General features: G+C 59.0%; 12 protein-coding genes. 8 read left to right on the top strand and 4 right to left on the bottom strand.

Going from position 1 to position 18,403, the window contains the following annotated elements:
* Window positions 1–191 precede the first annotated feature (191 nt).
* The gene (locus C5F71_RS01030; RefSeq protein WP_029299467.1) at window positions 192–1,892 is read left to right on the top strand and encodes a glutamine--tRNA ligase/YqeY domain fusion protein; all 1,701 of its coding nucleotides are present in this window, start codon (window positions 192–194) and stop codon (window positions 1,890–1,892) included.
* Window positions 1,893–1,913: 21 nt separating this feature from the next.
* Window positions 1,914–3,296 carry a cysteine--tRNA ligase gene (gene cysS, locus C5F71_RS01025; protein ID WP_104910394.1) on the top strand — a complete coding sequence of 461 codons (1,383 nt, stop codon included), beginning with the start codon at window positions 1,914–1,916 and terminating at the stop codon, window positions 3,294–3,296.
* Window positions 3,297–3,370: 74 nt separating this feature from the next.
* On the opposite strand, the gene C5F71_RS01020 is transcribed toward cysS, so the two are convergent.
* The 4 genes from C5F71_RS01020 to C5F71_RS01005 all read right to left on the bottom strand — a co-directional run bounded on the left by C5F71_RS01020 (window position 3,371) and on the right by C5F71_RS01005 (window position 11,715).
* Window positions 3,371–3,919, bottom strand: a complete 549-nt coding sequence (locus C5F71_RS01020; RefSeq protein ID WP_092239075.1) for a dihydrofolate reductase family protein — start codon at window positions 3,917–3,919, stop codon at window positions 3,371–3,373.
* Between the two features lie 761 nt (window positions 3,920–4,680).
* Window positions 4,681–5,091, bottom strand: a complete 411-nt coding sequence (locus C5F71_RS01015; RefSeq protein WP_104910393.1) for a hypothetical protein — start codon at window positions 5,089–5,091, stop codon at window positions 4,681–4,683.
* A complete protein-coding gene (locus C5F71_RS01010) occupies window positions 5,088–9,719 on the bottom strand; it encodes an RHS repeat-associated core domain-containing protein (protein ID WP_104910392.1) in 4,632 nt (1,543 codons plus the stop codon). The genes C5F71_RS01015 and C5F71_RS01010 overlap by 4 nt, the downstream gene beginning before the upstream one ends.
* Window positions 9,720–9,894: 175 nt before the next feature.
* The gene (locus tag C5F71_RS01005) at window positions 9,895–11,715 is read right to left on the bottom strand and encodes a sigma-54-dependent Fis family transcriptional regulator (RefSeq protein WP_104910391.1); all 1,821 of its coding nucleotides are present in this window, start codon (window positions 11,713–11,715) and stop codon (window positions 9,895–9,897) included.
* Window positions 11,716–12,283: 568 nt separating this feature from the next.
* Between C5F71_RS01005 and C5F71_RS01000 the strand changes: the two genes are divergently transcribed.
* The 6 genes from C5F71_RS01000 to C5F71_RS00975 all read left to right on the top strand — a co-directional run bounded on the left by C5F71_RS01000 (window position 12,284) and on the right by C5F71_RS00975 (window position 18,341).
* A complete protein-coding gene (locus C5F71_RS01000) occupies window positions 12,284–13,378 on the top strand; it encodes an ABC transporter ATP-binding protein (protein ID WP_029293318.1) in 1,095 nt (364 codons plus the stop codon).
* Entirely contained in the window at window positions 13,378–14,475 is a 1,098-nt protein-coding gene (locus C5F71_RS00995) for an ABC transporter ATP-binding protein (RefSeq protein ID WP_104910390.1), read from the top strand. The genes C5F71_RS01000 and C5F71_RS00995 overlap by 1 nt, the downstream gene beginning before the upstream one ends.
* A complete protein-coding gene (locus tag C5F71_RS00990) occupies window positions 14,472–15,338 on the top strand; it encodes a carbohydrate ABC transporter permease (protein WP_029293322.1) in 867 nt (288 codons plus the stop codon). The genes C5F71_RS00995 and C5F71_RS00990 overlap by 4 nt, the downstream gene beginning before the upstream one ends.
* A gap of 10 nt (window positions 15,339–15,348) precedes the next feature.
* Complete coding sequence (locus tag C5F71_RS00985) at window positions 15,349–16,149, top strand: carbohydrate ABC transporter permease (RefSeq protein WP_017735079.1); 801 nt, start codon at window positions 15,349–15,351, stop codon at window positions 16,147–16,149.
* Window positions 16,150–16,159: 10 nt separating this feature from the next.
* Entirely contained in the window at window positions 16,160–16,432 is a 273-nt protein-coding gene (locus C5F71_RS00980) for a DUF2160 domain-containing protein (RefSeq protein WP_029293327.1), read from the top strand.
* A 166-nt stretch (window positions 16,433–16,598) separates the two neighbouring features.
* Window positions 16,599–18,341, top strand: a complete 1,743-nt coding sequence (locus tag C5F71_RS00975; RefSeq protein WP_104910389.1) for an ABC transporter substrate-binding protein — start codon at window positions 16,599–16,601, stop codon at window positions 18,339–18,341.
* Window positions 18,342–18,403 lie beyond the last annotated feature (62 nt).

The raw sequence follows: 18,403 nt of genomic DNA, 5'->3' as shown, positions 1-18,403 counted from the left end.
TCTGGCAAGACATTGCCAAGGCGCGCAGTTTAGCGTGCCCTGCAGGAATTTCGAGGTGGTTTTTTACCGCCCATGCAATAAATGCAGCAGTTTTTGAGCATGCCCTGTCAGGTGCTTGACAGCATCGGCTATGATAAGCCCTTTGTTTGTCTGGCCTGACCCGGCCACGTACCTGTCTGTTCAAGGATCCTATGAGCAAGCCCACTGTCGACCCTACCTCGAATTCCAAGGCCGGACCTGCCGTCCCGGTCAATTTCCTGCGCCCGATCATCCAGGCGGACCTGGATTCGGGCAAGCACACGCAGATCGTCACCCGTTTCCCGCCTGAGCCCAACGGTTACCTGCACATCGGCCACGCCAAGTCGATCTGTGTGAACTTCGGCCTGGCTCAGGAGTTCGGTGGCGTCACGCACCTGCGTTTCGACGACACCAACCCGGCCAAGGAAGACCAGGAATACATCGACGCCATCGAAAGCGACATCAAGTGGCTGGGCTTCGAATGGTCCGGTGAAGTGCGCTATGCCTCCAAGTATTTCGACCAGTTGTTCGACTGGGCCGTGGAACTGATCAAGGCCGGCAAGGCCTACGTTGACGATCTGAGCCCGGAACAGGCCAAGCAATACCGTGGCACCCTGACCGAGCCGGGCAAGAACAGCCCGTTCCGCGACCGTTCGGTAGAAGAGAACCTGGACTGGTTCACCCGCATGCGCGACGGCGAGTTCCCGGACGGCGCCCGCGTACTGCGCGCCAAGATCGACATGGCCTCGCCGAACATGAACCTGCGCGACCCGATCATGTACCGCATCCGCCACGCCCATCACCACCAGACCGGTGACAAGTGGTGCATCTACCCCAACTACGACTTCACCCACGGTCAGTCGGACGCCATCGAAGGCATCACCCACTCCATTTGCACCCTGGAGTTCGAAAGCCACCGTCCACTGTACGAATGGTTCCTCGACAGCCTGCCAGTACCGGCGCATCCGCGTCAGTACGAATTCAGCCGCCTGAACCTCAACTACACCATCACCAGCAAGCGCAAGCTCAAGCAACTGGTCGATGAAAAGCACGTGTTTGGTTGGGATGACCCACGCATGTCGACCCTGTCGGGCTTCCGCCGTCGCGGCTACACCCCGGCGTCGATCCGCAACTTCTGCGAGATGGTCGGCACCAACCGCTCCGACGGCGTGGTCGACTTCGGCATGCTGGAATTCAGCATTCGCCAGGACCTGGACCACAATGCCCCGCGCGCCATGTGCGTGTTGCGTCCGTTGAAAGTCGTGATCACCAACTACCCGGAAGGCCAGGTCGAGAACCTCGAACTGCCGCGTCATCCGCAAAAAGAAGAACTGGGCGTGCGCAAGCTGCCGTTTGCCCGTGAAATCTACATCGACCGCGATGACTTCATGGAAGAGCCGCCAAAAGGCTACAAGCGCCTGGAGCCCAACGGCGAAGTGCGCCTGCGTGGCAGCTACGTGATCCGTGCCCTTGAGGCGATCAAGGACGCCGATGGCAACATCGTCGAACTGCGTTGCTCGTACGATCCCGACACCCTGGGCAAGAACCCTGAAGGCCGTAAGGTCAAGGGCGTGGTCCACTGGGTGCCGGCAGCCGCCAGCGTCGAGTGCGAAGTGCGCCTGTACGATCGTCTGTTCCGTTCGGCCAACCCTGAGAAGGCCGAAGACAGCGCCAGCTTCCTGGACAACATCAACCCTGACTCCCTGCAAGTACTTACGGGTTGTCGTGCCGAGCCATCGCTTGGCGACGCACAGCCGGAAGACCGTTTCCAGTTCGAGCGCGAAGGTTACTTCTGCGCAGATATCAAGGACTCGAAACCAGGCGCTCCGGTATTCAACCGTACCGTGACCTTGCGTGATTCGTGGGGCCAGTGATCAAGTCTTAAGGGAAACATCGTGCTAACGATCTACAACACGCTCAGCAAGACCAAAGAAGTCTTCAAGCCGCTGGATGGCAACAAGGTGCGCATGTACGTGTGCGGCATGACCGTGTACGACTACTGCCACATCGGCCATGGCCGCAGCATGGTCGCCTTCGACCTGGTGACCCGCTGGTTGCGTTTTAGCGGCTACGACTTGACGTACGTGCGCAACATCACCGACATCGACGACAAGATCATCAATCGCGCCAATGAAAACGGCGAGTCGTTCGACGCGCTGACCGAGCGCATGATTGCTGCCATGCACGAGGACGAGGCGCGCCTCAACATCCTCAAGCCGGACATGGAGCCGCGTGCCACGGACCACATCCCTGGCATGCACGCGATGATCCAGACCTTGATCGACAAGGGCTACGCCTACGCCCCGGGCAATGGCGACGTGTACTACCGCGTCGCCAAGTTCATGGGCTACGGCAAGCTGTCGCGCAAGAAAATCGAAGACCTGCGCATCGGTGCACGCATCGAAGTCGACGAAGCCAAGCAGGATCCGCTGGACTTCGTGCTGTGGAAAGGCACCAAGCCGGGCGAGCCGAGCTGGGAGTCGCCGTGGGGCGCCGGGCGTCCGGGCTGGCACATCGAATGCTCGGTGATGTCCACCTGCTGCCTGGGCGAGACCTTCGACATTCATGGCGGCGGCAGCGACCTTGAGTTCCCGCACCACGAAAACGAAATCGCCCAAAGCGAAGCGGCCACCGGCAAGACCTACGCCAACGCGTGGATGCATTGCGGCATGATTCGCATCAATGGCGAGAAGATGTCCAAGTCCTTGAACAACTTCTTCACCATCCGCGACGTGCTGGAAAAGTACCACCCGGAAGTTGTGCGTTACCTGCTGGTGTCCAGCCACTACCGCAGCGCCATCAACTACTCGGAAGACAACCTCAAGGACGCCAAGGGCGCCCTGGAACGTTTCTACCATGCGTTAAAAGGCTTGCCAGTTGTTGCGTCGGCCGGTGGCGAAGCATTTGTTGAACGCTTCACCACCGTGATGAACGACGACTTCGGCACCCCCGAAGCCTGCGCCGTGCTGTTCGAAATGGTCCGCGAGATCAACCGCCTGCGCGAGAGCGATCTGGATGCAGCGGCTGGTTTAGCGGCCCGTTTGAAAGAGCTGGCCAGTGTGCTGGGCGTGCTGCAAATGGAAGCCGACGACTTCCTGCAAGCCGGCGCCGAAGGGCGTGTGGACGCAGCCGAAGTCGACGCACTGATCCAGGCCCGCTTGAATGCCCGTGCCAACAAGGACTGGGCAGAATCCGACCGCATCCGCGACCAACTCACCACCATGGGCGTGGTGTTGGAAGACGGGAAGGGCGGGACGACCTGGCGCTTGGCTGACTGACGGCTGATTGCTTCAAGCTGAATAAAAACGCCCCGACTGGTTCGGGGCGTTTTTGTGTGTGGCGATTTTGCGAGTCAACGCTGCTCGATCGCATACCGGCTTTGGACAAACCCATTGTCCGAGGCCCAGGTATCGATGTGGCGAAGCTCACATTCGTGCCCGATTTGACCGAACAACGGAATCCCCTGACCTAGCAGAATCGGAATACGGGTGATGATCAACTCATTGAGCAGGCCGGCTTCAAGAAATGCCTGGATGGTCTGGCCGCCGTCGATATAAAGATGTTTCATGCCGCGCTCGGCCAGTTGCTCGACAAGTGTGCTCACGTCGGCTGCCAAGACCTCCACCTTGCCCTGTAGATGCGCAGGAATCTGCAAGGTCTGGTGAGACAGCGCTATGACCGGTGTGCCCTCATAGGGCCACTCTGGAAAGGACAGTACTTTTTCCAGGGTCTTACGCCCCATGACCAACCCGTCAACCGTTGCGATGAAACTTTCATACGTGATGCCGTTCAAGCCCGAACTCTCATATTCCGGTCGATGCAGCCACTCGATATCCCCATCTGGCCGGGCAATAAAACCGTCAATGCTGGCTGCGATAAAGACGGAACATTTGATCCTCATCGGCGGTAAAACTCCTTTTTTATCAAGTGGGATCGAGAAGGTATCACTTTAGCGCCTGCACGTTGGCGGCGAATGGGAACGACGTGGCGGTTGAGCCGACGCAAGATCCTCCGAAGCGTTGATCAACAACGTCTTTGCATCTGTTCCTTTGCGCACGATGAAGATGCCATGGTCTTCAGCAGACCACTTTGTTTCAGTAGGAGGGTTCAGCGGTGAGCAGTTGCGTGAAGCGAGGTTGAGTCTAATGGCGGGTTTGGACTGTGTTTGATCATGGCAAAGCTCCTAGAGTTATGGAGCTACTACCCATCGCTGCGAAACGATACCGGGTGGCAGCTGTACGCAGGTTCGCAGACCGGGACTCTAGGAACCCGGCATACCCGAAGGTATCCCGCGCACAGCCGCCATAACATCAGGCATAAAAAAGCGCCCGCTATCTTGTGGGGGACGCTGTGCGTCTAGAGTTTAACCGGGCTGCGAAACCCGGTCGCTGAATTTGCAGCGACTGCCGAAGATTATTGGGGCGTCTTCCGAGTGGTAACCCTAAAACGCTGTCGGAAATATCTGAGAGGGGATTGATGTATAAACCTTCCAGTAGTTGGTTAAAGGAACGGATCTATTTAGCACCCTGCGCGAGCAATGGCCGCAAGTGTTTGCCGCCGCTCAACGCGTTTTTGGTGTTGATTCATAGTGGGCAATAGTGGGCCTATTACTAAATTTACTTGCGATTAAATAGGTTCGTTCCTTTTGTTCCGATTTTTTTATCAAGGTTTCTGGAAAAATAAGTTGGAAATTGAACCCTGAATTTTCTTTGCTTTTCCTTTTTCTACGTACTCGCTGAACTCTCGCTCGATCGTCGTCTTGTTAGTGTATTTTTTGTATTTTTTTTGAACTTCGCATGCGTAAATGTAAAGTCTCCACGAGTCGAAGCCATCAATTCGACCGTCGGGGCCGTAATCGAAGTCAATACATTTCTCGGATATATAAACCCTGCAGCCGATTCCATGTAGTTCGTACGTTGCGTCATCGCTGAGCTTTCCGCGCTGCGGGATTTGTTTTGAACGCCACAGTCCTAAGATATTTTTTGTACCAAACGATAATTCAAGTAAGTTGGTTGCCTTTTCAACTTCCTCTAAGTATTCGCTGATTAGATCTTCTAGCGTCTGAGTTTTCATTTTCTTGACCTTTCTAGCCTATCTGGTCCAGCGGTTTTTGAAGAGCTCACTACGTCTTTGATGCTGCTAAATGAGGTATGGTGGTTTTCTATATTGTCAATCAGTCTTATGGTGACAAGTGTATGTGTTCGCCTTGCTGCAGACGCCCGATGGTGCCCATCAATAATATAACGCTGCTCGTTATATTCGATTACGTCAATAGGGGTGTTTTTGTTGTACCCATTGCTTCGCATGTTACTAGAAATCTCCTCAACTCGTTTGGTTGACCGTTTTCCCTCAATACTGTGCGTACGATTCAGAGTTCGGGCATCAACTTCGTGAATTAGAGGCAGTGAGGGTAAACCCTCATCTATTGCTGCATTGTGGGGGGAGTCGGCGCTACTTCCCTTCGGCTTGCACCCATCCCCACCCGGACACGCATTCAACCCCAACGGATCCACCCATCCCGTAGGGTTGGGCACATACAAATACCCGTTCACCCCACCCGCCAACTTCACCGGGTCGGGGGTCAGGTAGCGTCCGTTGTCCGGATTGTAGTAGCGATGCCGGTTGTAATGCAGCGCGCTTTCCCGGTCGTAATACTGCCCCTGAAAACGCAGTGGATTAGCGACCTCGCCTACATCCAGCCGAGTGATTTTCCCGTAGGCCTGGTAATGGGCAGACCAGACGATTTTGCCGTCTGCGCTGGTCAGTTCCTGCGGCGTGCCCAGGTGGTCAAGTTGGTAGTGGAATGCTTGTGTATTGGCTGGACCAAATCCCTCCAGCAAGGCCAGTGGCCTGAAGCTGTCAGGCTCGTAGAGGTAGCTGCGGTGCTGGCCATGGGTGTGTTCGGCGATGACCTTGTCGCCTTGCCAGAAAAACTCGGTGGTCTTGCCCGCCACGGTTTTGCTGATGCGCCGGCCAAACGGGTCGTAGCGATAGCTGGCCTGGCTGCCGTCCGGTTGGGTCACGCCGATCAGGCGGTGCTGGCAGTCGTAGCGGTATTCGGTGACCAGTTGCTGCGCGCGGCCGCGGCGTTCGCGTATGAGGTTTCCGAAGGCGTCGTAGTCGTAATGCCGGTCGCCTTGTAGCAAGAGGCGGTTGCCGACGACGATGCCGGGGCCTGGGCGGTCTTGCATCAGCAGGTTGCCCGCCGGGTCGTGGGCGAAGCGTTCTTGCACGTCTTGCGAGTGGTCGGCGCGGGTCAGGCGGTCGAGGGGGTCGTAGTGGTAGTCGTGCTGGCCCTTGCGGGTGTCGAGCAGGCGGGTGAGGTTGCCGCCTGGGTCGTAGGTGTAGCGGCGAAGGCCGTGGCGGTGTTCGTGTTGGGCCAGGCGGCCCTGGTCGTCGTAGTGGTAGTGGCTCAGCAGGTGGCCCTGCTGGCGCTGCTGTTCGCGGCCGACCTTGAACAGGTGCGAGGTGAGTGTGCGGCCATTGAGCTCAACGGTGGCGAGGTGGCCGCCCTTGTCGTGGTTGAAGGTCAGGTGGTTGTTGTCGGGCAGGCGCAGGTGGTCGAGCTGGCCGCAGTTGTCGTAGCCGTAACGCAAGGTGCCCCAGCCCTGGTGTTCGGCGGTCAGGCGATTCTGGCTGTCGTATTCGTAGTGCAGCGGCCAGTGGCCGTCGTCGACGCTTAGGAGATTGCCGAGGCGGTCGTAGGTGTAATCCACCGTGCTGCCATCGGGCAGGGTTTTTCGGATGAGGCGGCTGGCGTTATCGCGCTGGTAGGCGGTAATCAGCTGACGGTCATCGTCGCCGAACTCGGTTTTTTCCTGCAGGTGGCCGTTGAGGTCGTAGACGTAGGCGGTGCGTTTGCCGTCGAAACCGGTTTCCTGCCGGATCAGGCCGTTGGGGTGGTACGCCAGTTGATAGTGTTCGCCTGACTCGTTTTCGATTTCGGTCAGCAGCAGGCGGGTGTTGTCGTAGCGGTACTTGAGTTGAGAACCGTCGGGGTTGATCCGGCGACTGATCAGGTGCAGTCCGTCGGCATATTCATACCGGGTCACACGCCCCAGTTCATCGCGCTCGGCGGTGACTTTTCCGTAGGGGTTGTAGCTCAATTCGCGGGTGGCGCCGCCCGGCAATACCACCTTGAGCAGTCGGCCTACCGCGTCCCAGTGATAGTGGGTCAGCGCGCCGTGTTCATCTTCACGGGCAATTTGCCGGCCCAAAGCGTCGTAGCGATAACGCCGCACGCCGCCATTGGGTAACTGTTCCTGAGTCAACTGCCCAAGATCGTTCCACTTCAGGCGCTGACAGCTGTGATCCGGATACCAAACCGCTAAAAGCTGCCCGCGCTTGTCATAGCTGTACTCAGTAACGTTGCCATCAGGATCAGTCTGGCGGGTGATATCGCCCTGATCATTACGCTGGTACTTCCAGACCGCCGCACCCCGGCGCATGACCCGTACGAAGCCATGCTCATACTCGTAGGCGGTAGGCTCGTCATCCCCCGGAAACAGCGCCACCAAGCGCCCAGCCTCGTCGTACTGATAGGCCGTAATCGCCCCGAGGGGATCCTGCTCAACCGTCAGCCGACCCTGGGCGTCGTAGGACTTGAAGTGCTCGCCGCCGTCCGGATCAACCCGCTGCACCAGCCGTGCGCGCGGGTCATGCACATACACTTCCTGGCTGCCATCGGCGTTGAGCAGGGTGACGCGGCCGTCGTCATCCCAGACATAGCGCGTATCCATCTGCGCAAAACTGGCCCAATGCCGCACACAGCGCGCCGCCTTACCAGACCGTTCCCACGCCCAGAAGAAACTCGCCCCACCGGCCAACTGCCGCTCAGTGATCACCGCAAGGCTGTCGTACTGATAGCGCTCGCTTTCGCCTACAGCGTTGGTCGCCTCAACCAGTCGCCACTGTTCGTCGTAGCGGTAGGAAACGACGTTCTGCTCAGTCACCCAAGCGTCATCCGCTTCGCTTTCCACGCGAAACACCTGGTAGTCCACCGCCACGATGTGCCCGCGCTCGTAGCGCAACAGCAGCGCCCGCCCGGCATCGTTATCCAGGCGCAGAATCCGCCCCAACCCATCGCGGGAAATGCGCAGGCGGTTGTCATACCGATCGCTGATCGCCGTCAGCACACCGCCCTGGAAGTGGTAGAACGTTGCCCCTTGAGCCAGCACCAACTCATCCGACGCTGCCCCCAGATAAATCGCCGCTTCAGCCAGGCTATTGCTGATGGCTGGTCGGGCAGCCGTGGGCAGGGGAAAGGTGGTGCTGCGGTTCTCGTGATCGGTCCACACCACTGACTCGCCGGCCACTTCCAACCGCTGCGCCAGGGAATGGCTCCAGCCAAAGCCCAACCCGCTATCCACCTCCACGGCGCTGGTGCGATACAGCCGCGTCCAGGCAAATGGCAGTACGCCCTGCAACTCGCCATCGGTCAGGGTCAGCAGTTCTTCGCCAGTGACCATGGACACCGGGCAGCCATGGGTCGCGGTTTTATCGGCGCTGGCGCTGGCTGCGCCGTTGGGGTTTTTCGCGGAGGAGGGTGCGTCGTCCACCGCCTCAAGTTGCTTGAGCGTGGTATTGCGCCGCGCCCCCCAGTGCATCTGCAGGCCACCTTTTTGTAAGCCGCCGACGACGCCGCGCACGGCCACCGCCTTGTAGCGATCCACCGCCGCCGTAAAACGCTTGAGGATGTCGAACACGCCTTTGACGAAACCCACCGCAAGCTCAACCACCTGCGCTCCATACTTCGCCAGCCGCAGCCCCAGATATGCGATCCCGGCGCCTTGCAGGGCAATGGTCAGCACCAGCGCAATCAGCAAATCAATGAGCAGCGACACGGCAAACCCGGCAATCACCTCGGCGGTTTTCCCCGCCACCTGGCTGGGCGGCAACGCCGACAGCCAGATCATCGCTGTGCGCAGCATCAGGTACAGCGCCGCCTCGTCGCTGGCCAGCAACATCGCCTGTTCCATCACCTGGGGCGCCTCACGCGCCAGGGCCGCCAACTCGGCGGCCTGGGTGCCGAGGCGTTCGATGTGCTTGGCCGGGTCCTTGAGGATGTCCTGCACCAACGACACGCTGTCCCACACCCCGGAAATGGCTGACCAGGTCCCGGCCAATATCCCACTGCCAATGGCGCTCGCGCTGGAGGCCTGCCAGTGCGGTTTGAACCCACTCCACTCCTTGCGCAGCCAGGCTTCCAGCTCAGCGGTCAAACCGTCGTAGGACGCAAACAGCGCCTCGACCTGCGCCGCCGACACCCCGCCCTGCACACGCACCTGATAGCGCCCGCCGGCCACGCAGTGATGGGAGGTCTGACCCTGTTCATCCAGTTGGATAAACGTGGAACTGCCGTCATCCAGGCCAATCACCTGCACCTGGAGATTGCCCAGCGGCACGTCATACACCGACTCGAACTTGCTCTCGATCTTCAGCTCACCGCCTGCCGGGCACACGGCAACACTGGAAGCAAAATCGCTGTCGGTCATGCTCACCGACATTTGGGAATCCCCCACCCGCAGCACCCGCTCCATGCCCAGTAACGCCGGTAAGTCCGCGGCATGGCTGGCTTTGTCCAGGGCCTGCGCGTACCAGCTGGTGACTTGCTGGCGATATACCGCCAGGCTCTGGTGAAAGCCATTCAGCTCGTATTCGATCAGGTCGATGGGCGATGAATCAGGGGCAGGAGCTGGCATCCATGACGTCTCTGCAAAAGAAGGCGTCGGAGAATGCCGCAGGAAAAGGGCGGTTGGAGGTGTGGTCTGTTAAATCAGAATGGGCTTACGTGCAGGGAGAATTTACTGGGTGGAATCGCCGCTTGAGCTCACATCAACTAACGATCAGTCTTAAAGAAAGACGCAGGATTTACGGCTATGGCGCGTCGCGTAATCGCTTGTACAAGGTATTGCGGCTGACCCCCAACTCGCGCGCCAAGTGGGAGATATTGCCGCCGACCGCTGCCAGTCGCTGCTGAAGGTTTTGGCTATCGTCCAGATCGCCCATAACCGGCGGTGTGCTGGGCGAGGCTTGGCCCAGGTCGACAAAAAAATCATCGGGCAGATGCTCCGGGCGGATCGGTTGGTCTTCGGCCATGGCCAGCGCCACCTGCATCACGCTGCTGACCTGGCGCAAGTTGCCTGGCCAAGGGTGTCGCTCGAATAACGCCAGCACTTCAGTACTGAGTCCGGCCCACTGTGTGGGTTCGCGGTGCTGTTGCCACAGTTGCTTGAACAGCGCCTGCTTGTCACTGCGTTCGCGCAGGGGCGGCAGTTCCAGGGTCAGGCCGCCGATGCGGTAGTACAAATCCTCACGAAACCTGCCGATTTGCACCTGCTCGCGCAGTGAACGGTTGGTGGCCGAGATGATGCGCAGGTCCACTGGGAACAATTCGCTGCTGCCCACCGGTTGCACGCAGCGTTCCTGCAATACCCGCAGCAGCCGGGCCTGGGTCGGGAGGGGCATGTCACCGATCTCATCGAGAAACAGCGTGCCTTTGTCAGCCTTGCGGATCAGGCCGATGCTGCCCTTTTGATTGGCGCCGGTGAACGCGCCTTTTTCGTAGCCAAACAGCTCCGATTCCACTAACTCGGCCGGAATTGCCGCACAGTTGACCGCGATAAAAGCCTGCTGGCTGCGGGAGCTGGCCTGGTGCAGGGCTTTGACGAAGACTTCCTTGCCCACGCCGGTTTCGCCATGGATCAGCAACGGGATGTCTTTTTCCAGCAGGCGTTCGGCCTGGCGCACGGCTTTTTCCACGCGGCTGTCGCCAAAGTGCAGGGTCTTGAGACCGATGGGCACGGCGGCCGGCTCGCTGAAGACCCTGGCCTGCACCGGCGCCTGCTTGGGGCGTTTGAGCAGGCACTGGAAACGGTTGCTTCCTGCCGCTTGCAGGGCGAAGGGCAGGCCTTCAGGTTGGTTGAGCAGCTCCAGCAGCGAGACCTTGAACAGGCTGTCGATCATCACCCGCGACAGGCTGATGCCCAGCAGGTTGTCGGCGCGGCGATTGGCTGACAGCACCTGGCCACTTTCATCAAAGATCAGCAGGCCGGCCCATTGGCTGTCGAGGTTGTTCAGGCCGGTGTTGAAGGTCAGTTGGAAGTGCTCGCCGCCAAACAGGTTGAGGATCAGCCGGTTTTCCACGGTCTGGCTCATCATCTTGACCATGCCCAGGGTGTGGGAGGGCGGCAGGTAACTGTCGCTGGACACATCCAGCACCGCGATGATTTCGCGGTTGGCGTCAAAGATCGGCGCAGCCGAACCGGTCATGAAACGGTTGGCCTTGAGGAAGTGTTCGTCATGCTCGATGTGCACCGCCTGGGCGCAGGCCAGTGCGGTACCGATGGCGTTGGTGCCGGTAGAGCGCTCCCGCCAACTGGCCCCTGCGCTGAAACCACGGGCCAGCTTGGGTTCGATAAAGCGCTGGGTGCCCCAGGAGGTCAGCACCTGGCCCTGGTTGTCGGCAAGCATGATCAGGCAGTTGGAATTGCTGAGGATGTTCTCGTAGTAGGGCAGCACTTCCTGATGGGTGGTCTGGACCAGTGCGTGCTGGCTCTCCAACAGCTGGCTGATGCCCTCGGCGGGCAGTTGGTCGAAGCTGGGTGCGCTTTGGTGATCCAGGCCAAAGGCACGGCAGCGGCGCCAGGAGTCCTGGATGATGGTGTCGTGGGGCAAAAGCGGGGCAGGTGCGGCCATGGCGGTGACCTTCTTTTTATTGTTGTTATGAACCGTGCACCGCTCACCTTGTGGGAGCTGGCTTGCTTGCTATGGCGATTTCACAGACGCCATCGCAGCATAGGTATCTACACAACTTTGCCGCAACGCCTAGATCCAGGCAGATAGCGCAGTTGTGGCGAGCGGGCTTGCCCCGCGCTGGGCTGCGAAGCAGCCCCAATAAGCCGAATGCGTTGTACCAGATACACCGCAGCGGCTGGTTTTGGGGCTGCTTCGCAGCCCAGCGCGGGGCAAGCCCGCTCGCCACAGGGGAGTTCGTCAGTTTCTGAAAGTTGTGTAAATACTTATGGCCATCGCAGGCAAGCCAGCTCCCCCAGGTTGAACGGTTTTGCTGAGCTTATTCAGTGTTGTTCAGAACTGTTCATTGTCAACCCGGCGGTTGTTCAATTGTTCAGTTGTGAATGTTCATTTCTGTTCAGTACTGAGCAACAGTTCTGCCTAAGTCCCTATTAAATAAATACTTTTTGTTATTGGCACGAAACTCGCTCTGACCTTGGAAGAACAATTCCAATAAGAAAAAGGGCGTGTCATGTCATTGACCCTGGAACATGTGACCCGCGTTGTCGAAGGCCAGACCTGGATCGACGACGCCAACCTGCGCTTTGAAGCCGGCTCCTTCAATGTGTTGCTGGGCCGTACGCTGTCTGGCAAAACCAGCCTGATGCGCCTGATGGCCGGCCTGGACAAGCCTGACAACGGGCGCATCCTGATGAACGGCGTCGATGTCACCCACAAGCCGGTGCGCTTGCGCAATGTTTCAATGGTGTACCAGCAGTTCATCAACTACCCGACCATGACCGTGTTCGAGAACATCGCCTCGCCCTTGCGCCAGGCCGGGGTGTCCAACGAACTGATCCGCAGCAAGGTGCTGGAAACCGCGAAGATGCTGCGCATCGACAAGTTCCTGCAACGTCATCCCCTGGAGCTGTCCGGTGGCCAGCAGCAACGCACGGCCATGGCCCGGGCGCTGGTGAAGGACGCCGAATTGATTCTGTTCGACGAGCCGCTGGTGAACCTGGACTACAAACTGCGCGAAGAGCTGCGTCAGGAAATGCGCGAGCTGTTCAAGGCCCGCAACACCATTGCCATTTATGCCACCACTGAACCGAACGAAGCCTTGGCGCTGGGCGGCACCACGACCATCCTCCACGAAGGTCGGGTGATCCAGAGCGGCAAGGCCGCCGAGGTCTATCACCAACCGCAGACGGTATTGGCGGCCGAGCTGTTTTCCGAACCGCCCATCAACCTGATGCCGGGGCGTATCAGCGGTAATGAAGTGAGTTTCGCCAACGATGTGCACTTTCCGTTGAACGTGGACCTGCGCCCGATTGGTGAGGGCGAGTTCCGGTTCGGCGTGCGCCCCAGCCATATCAGCCTGGTGCCCAGCAACGACGATGACCTGGAACTGGCGGTAACCGTGGAAGTGGCGGAGATCAGCGGCTCGGAAACCTTCCTGCATGTGCGCAGCGAGCATTTCTTGCTGGTGCTGCATTTGCCGGGAGTCCACGAGTACGACGTGGATGCGCCGATCCGGATCTATATTCCGACCCATAAACTGTTTGTGTTCGATGGCCAGGGCCGGTTGGTCCAAGCCCCCGGGCGTCGTGTCGCGAGGGTTGCCTGATGGCCGAGATCCATTTGCAGAACCTGGCGCATAGCTACAGCCCCACACCCGCAGGGCCTGAAGACTACGCCATTCGCGAAATGAACCACATCTGGGAGCAGGGCGGTGCCTACGCCCTGCTCGGTCCTTCGGGCTGTGGCAAGTCAACCTTGCTCAACATCATCTCCGGCTTGCTCAGTCCTTCGGAAGGCCAGGTGCTGTTCGACAGCAAGGTGGTGAATGACCTTACCCCGGAAAAGCGCAATATCGCCCAGGTGTTCCAGTTCCCGGTGGTGTACGACACCATGACGGTGTTCGATAACCTGGCATTCCCCCTGCGTAACCAGGGGATGGCCGAGGCGAAAGTGCACAGCAAGGTGCAAGAAATTGCCGAAGTGCTCGACCTGCAGAACCTGCTGGGCAAAAAAGCCCGCAACCTCAGTGCCGATGAAAAGCAAAAGGTCTCAATGGGCCGTGGCCTGGTGCGCGATGACGTCTCCGCGATTCTGTTCGACGAGCCGCTGACGGTGATCGATCCGCACCTGAAGTGGAAGCTGCGGCGCAAGCTCAAGCAGATCCACGAGCAGTTCAACATCACCATGGTCTACGTCACCCACGACCAGTTGGAGGCCTCGACCTTTGCCGACAAGATTGCGGTGATGTACGGCGGGCAGATTGTGCAGTTCGGCACACCGCGGGAGTTGTTCGAGCGTCCCAGTCATACCTTTGTCGGCTATTTCATCGGTAGCCCGGGGATGAATCTGATTGAGGTGCAGGCCGATGCAGGTGGGGTACGGTTTGGCGGAACACATCTGGCGTTGTCCGAGGTGCAGCAGCGGCAACTCGCGGAAAAGGACTACAAAAAACTCCAGGTCGGTATTCGTCCCGAGTTTATCCATGTCTGGGATGAGCCCAATACCGACGCGTTGCAAGCCGACGTCATACATGTCGAAGACCTGGGCACCTACAAGATCCTGACCCTCAACCTCGACGGCGCGCCGTTGAAAGTGCGTCTGGCCGAAGACAAACCGGTGCCCGAGGGCCGGGCCTCGATCAGTTTTCCGGCGCAATGGCTGATGGTGTATGCCGACGATTACCTGCTGGAGGCGCGGCCATGAACAAGGTGCAGAACAACAAGGCCTGGTGGCTGGTGTTGCCGGTGTTCCTGCTGGTGGCGTTCAGTGCGGTGATCCCGATGATGACCGTGGTCAACTACTCGGTGCAGGACATTTTCGATCAGTCCAGCCGCTATTTCGTCGGGGCCGACTGGTACAAACAAGTGCTGCTGGACCCACGTCTGCATGACTCGCTGCTGCGCCAGTTCATCTATTCGGCATGTGTGTTGCTGATCGAGATCCCCCTGGGCATTGCCATTGCCCTGACCATGCCCACCAAAGGCCGCTGGTCGTCCCTGGTGCTGATTGTGATGGCCATCCCGCTACTGATCCCGTGGAACGTCGTCGGCACCATCTGGCAGATCTTCGGCCGTGCCGATATCGGCCTGCTGGGCTCGAGCCTGAATGCCATGGGCATCAACTACAACTACGCCGCCAACACCATGGATGCCTGGGTCACAGTACTGGTGATGGATGTATGGCACTGGACATCCCTGGTGGCGCTGCTCTGTTACTCGGGGCTGCGGGCTATACCGGATGTGTACTACCAGGCGGCGCGGATTGATCGGGCATCGGCCTGGGCCGTATTCCGACATATCCAACTGCCGAAGATGAAGAGCGTGCTGCTGATCGCGGTGATGCTGCGTTTTATGGACAGTTTCATGATCTATACCGAGCCTTTTGTACTGACCGGCGGTGGGCCGGGAAATGCGACGACCTTTCTCAGTCAGACCCTGACCCAGATGGCTGTCGGTCAATTCGACCTGGGCCCGGCTGCCGCGTTTTCCCTGGTGTATTTCCTGATCATCCTGTTGGTGTCCTGGCTGTTCTACACCGCCATGACCCACTCCGACGCCAACCGCTGAGGCCGCCAACATGAGCAAGCGCAAGGTCATTCCGCTGCTGATCTACATCCTGTTCCTGCTGGTGCCGATCTACTGGCTGCTGAACATGTCCTTCAAGAGCAACACCGAAATCCTCGGCGGCCTGACGCTGTTTCCGCAGGATTTCACCTTGGCCAACTACAAGGTGATCTTCACCGACCCCAGTTGGTACACCGGGTATCTGAACTCGCTGTACTACGTGAGCCTGAACACGGTTATTTCCCTGACCGTGGCGCTACCGGCGGCCTACGCGTTTTCGCGCTATCGCTTCCTTGGCGACAAGCACCTGTTCTTCTGGCTGCTGACCAATCGCATGGCGCCGCCGGCGGTGTTCCTGTTGCCGTTTTTCCAGCTGTATTCGTCCATTGGCCTGTTCGATACCCATATCGCCGTGGCCCTGGCCCACTGCCTGTTCAACGTACCGCTGGCGGTGTGGATCCTGGAAGGCTTTATGTCAGGGGTGCCCAAGGAGATCGACGAAACGGCCTACATTGATGGTTATAGCTTTCCGAAGTTTTTCGTGAAGATCTTTATCCCGCTGATTGGCTCGGGAATCGGTGTCACGGCGTTTTTCTGCTTTATGTTTTCCTGGGTCGAACTGCTGCTGGCGCGCACCCTGACGTCCGTCAATGCCAAGCCGATTGCCGCCGTGATGACCCGCACCGTGTCCGCGTCGGGCATTGACTGGGGCGTGCTGGCGGCTGCCGGAGTGCTGACCATCCTGCCGGGCATGCTGGTGATCTGGTTTGTTCGCAACCATGTGGCCAAGGGCTTTGCCCTGGGCCGGGTCTGAGGAAACGATGATGGAATGGATGGCCTGGACCACCCCGACTGCGCTGTTTTTTGCGGCAATTGCCTTGTTGCTGGCAGGCATGACCACGTGGGAACTGCGCTCGCCGAGCATTCCCCGGCGCGGTTTGTTACCGATCAGCACGACACGTGGTGATCGCTTGTTTATCGGTCTTCTCGGGAGCGCCTACCTGCATCTGCTGGTGATCGGCGTTACCGGCTGGAGCATCTGGGTGGCGTCCGCGCTGTCTGTGGTGTGGCTGTTGTCTGTGATGCGTTGGGGCTGAGGTGGTCCCCATACCCCTGTAGGAGCGAGCTTGCTCGCGAAAGTCGTCAACGATAACGCAGGTTGTCTGGATTAACGCGGTGTCTTGGGGTTTTTCGCGAGCAAGCTCGCTCCTACACGGGGCGGGGCTTCTGTCGGACCCGTCTGAAATCAACCAGGAGGTCTCTATGTTCGATAAAAACAATAAGCTGCGACATAGCATTTCATTGGCCGCCGTCTTGGCCCTCAGCGGTTTGAGTGCTGCGGCCTGGGCCGATACGTACGAAGATGCCGCTAAGAAGTGGATCGGCAGCGAGTTCAAACCGTCCACCCTGACGGAGGCCCAGCAGCTTGAAGAACTGAAGTGGTTTATCAAGGCCGCCGAGCCGTTTCGTGGGATGAAGATCAATGTGGTGTCGGAAACCCTCACCACCCACGAGTACGAATCCAAGGTGCTGGCCAAGGCCTTCAGTGAAATCACCGGGATCAAGCTGACCCACGACCTGCTGCAGGAAGGCGACGTGGTGGAGAAACTGCAAACCCAGATGCAGTCGGACAAGAATATCTATGACGGTTGGGTCAACGATTCCGACCTGATTGGCACGCACTTTCGCTATGGCAAGACCGAGTCCATCACCGACCTGATGGCCAACGAAGGCAAGGACTTCACCTCGCCGACCCTGGACCTCAAGGACTTTATCGGCATCTCGTTTACCACCGCGCCGGACGGCAAGATCTATCAGTTGCCCGACCAGCAGTTCGCTAACCTCTACTGGTTCCGTGCCGACTGGTTCGAGCGCGCCGACCTCAAGGCCAAGTTCAAGGAAAAGTACGGCTATGAACTAGGCGTGCCAGTGAACTGGTCGGCCTATGAGGACATCGCCAAGTTCTTCAGTGAAGACGTCAAGGAAATCGACGGCAAGCGCGTGTATGGCCATATGGACTACGGCAAGAAAGATCCTTCCCTGGGTTGGCGCTTTACCGATGCCTGGTTCTCCATGGCCGGTGGTGGCGACAAGGGCCTGCCCAACGGCTTGCCGGTGGACGAGTGGGGGATCCGGGTCGAGGATTGCCACCCGGTGGGGTCTAGCGTGACCCGTGGCGGCGACACCAACGGCCCGGCTGCGGTATTTGCCACGCAGAAGTATGTCGACTGGATGCGCGCCTATGCGCCACCGGAAGCGGCAGGCATGACCTTCTCCGAGTCCGGGCCGGTACCGTCCCAGGGCAACATCGCGCAGCAGATCTTCTGGTATACCGCCTTTACCGCTGACATGACCAAGCCCGGCTTGCCGGTGATGAACGCCGACGGCACGCCGAAGTGGCGCATGGCACCGTCGCCACGCGGGCCGTATTGGGAGGAGGGGATGAAGCTGGGGTATCAGGACGTGGGTTCCTGGACGTTCCTCAAGTCCACGCCTGAGAAACAAAAACTCGCGGCTTGGCTCTACGCGCAGTTCGTGACATCGAAAACCGTTTCCCTGAAAAAAACCATCGTCGGCCTGACGCCCATCCGCGAATCCGACATCAACTCCCAGGCCATGACTGACCTGGCCCCCAAACTCGGCGGCCTGGTGGAGTTCTACCGCAGCCCGGCGCGGGTGCAGTGGACACCGACGGGCACCAACGTGCCGGATTATCCGCGCCTGGCCCAACTGTGGTGGAGCCACATTTCGGAAGCCGCCAGCGGCGAGAAAACCCCGCAACAGGCGCTGGATGGCCTGGCCAAGGACCAGGACGCGATCATGACACGCCTGGAGCGCTCCAAGGTGCAGCCGATCTGCGGACCGAAAATGAACCCCGAGCGCGATGCCCAGTACTGGTTCGACCAGCCGGGCGCTCCGAAGCCGAAACTGGCGAACGAGAAACCCAAGGGTGAAACCGTGAACTATGCCGATTTGCTCAAGTCGTGGGAGGCGGCGCGCAAGTGAGGTAGGGCGGATAGCAAAACGGCACCGTGAGGTGCCGTTTTTGCTGATGTGGGAAAGATCGC

Origin of the sequence: Pseudomonas sp. LG1D9, from assembly GCF_002949995.1 — a bacterium.
GTDB lineage: Bacteria > Pseudomonadota > Gammaproteobacteria > Pseudomonadales > Pseudomonadaceae > Aquipseudomonas > Aquipseudomonas proteolytica.
This window is presented reverse-complemented; position numbering and strand designations above follow the sequence as displayed.

Bases quoted from the DNA above. Each gene is read 5' to 3' on its own strand.
- C5F71_RS01030 (WP_029299467.1), top strand. From the start codon at position 192: ATGAGCAAGCCCACTGTCGACCCTACCTCGAATTCCAAGGCCGGACCT.
- C5F71_RS01020 (WP_092239075.1), bottom strand. From the start codon at position 3,919: ATGAGGATCAAATGTTCCGTCTTTATCGCAGCCAGCATTGACGGTTTT.
- C5F71_RS01015 (WP_104910393.1), bottom strand. From the start codon at position 5,091: ATGAAAACTCAGACGCTAGAAGATCTAATCAGCGAATACTTAGAGGAA.
- C5F71_RS01010 (WP_104910392.1), bottom strand. From the start codon at position 9,719: ATGCCAGCTCCTGCCCCTGATTCATCGCCCATCGACCTGATCGAATAC.
- C5F71_RS01005 (WP_104910391.1), bottom strand. From the start codon at position 11,715: ATGGCCGCACCTGCCCCGCTTTTGCCCCACGACACCATCATCCAGGAC.
- C5F71_RS01000 (WP_029293318.1), top strand. From the start codon at position 12,284: ATGTCATTGACCCTGGAACATGTGACCCGCGTTGTCGAAGGCCAGACC.
- C5F71_RS00995 (WP_104910390.1), top strand. From the start codon at position 13,378: ATGGCCGAGATCCATTTGCAGAACCTGGCGCATAGCTACAGCCCCACA.
- C5F71_RS00990 (WP_029293322.1), top strand. From the start codon at position 14,472: ATGAACAAGGTGCAGAACAACAAGGCCTGGTGGCTGGTGTTGCCGGTG.
- C5F71_RS00985 (WP_017735079.1), top strand. From the start codon at position 15,349: ATGAGCAAGCGCAAGGTCATTCCGCTGCTGATCTACATCCTGTTCCTG.
- C5F71_RS00980 (WP_029293327.1), top strand. From the start codon at position 16,160: ATGGAATGGATGGCCTGGACCACCCCGACTGCGCTGTTTTTTGCGGCA.
- C5F71_RS00975 (WP_104910389.1), top strand. From the start codon at position 16,599: ATGTTCGATAAAAACAATAAGCTGCGACATAGCATTTCATTGGCCGCC.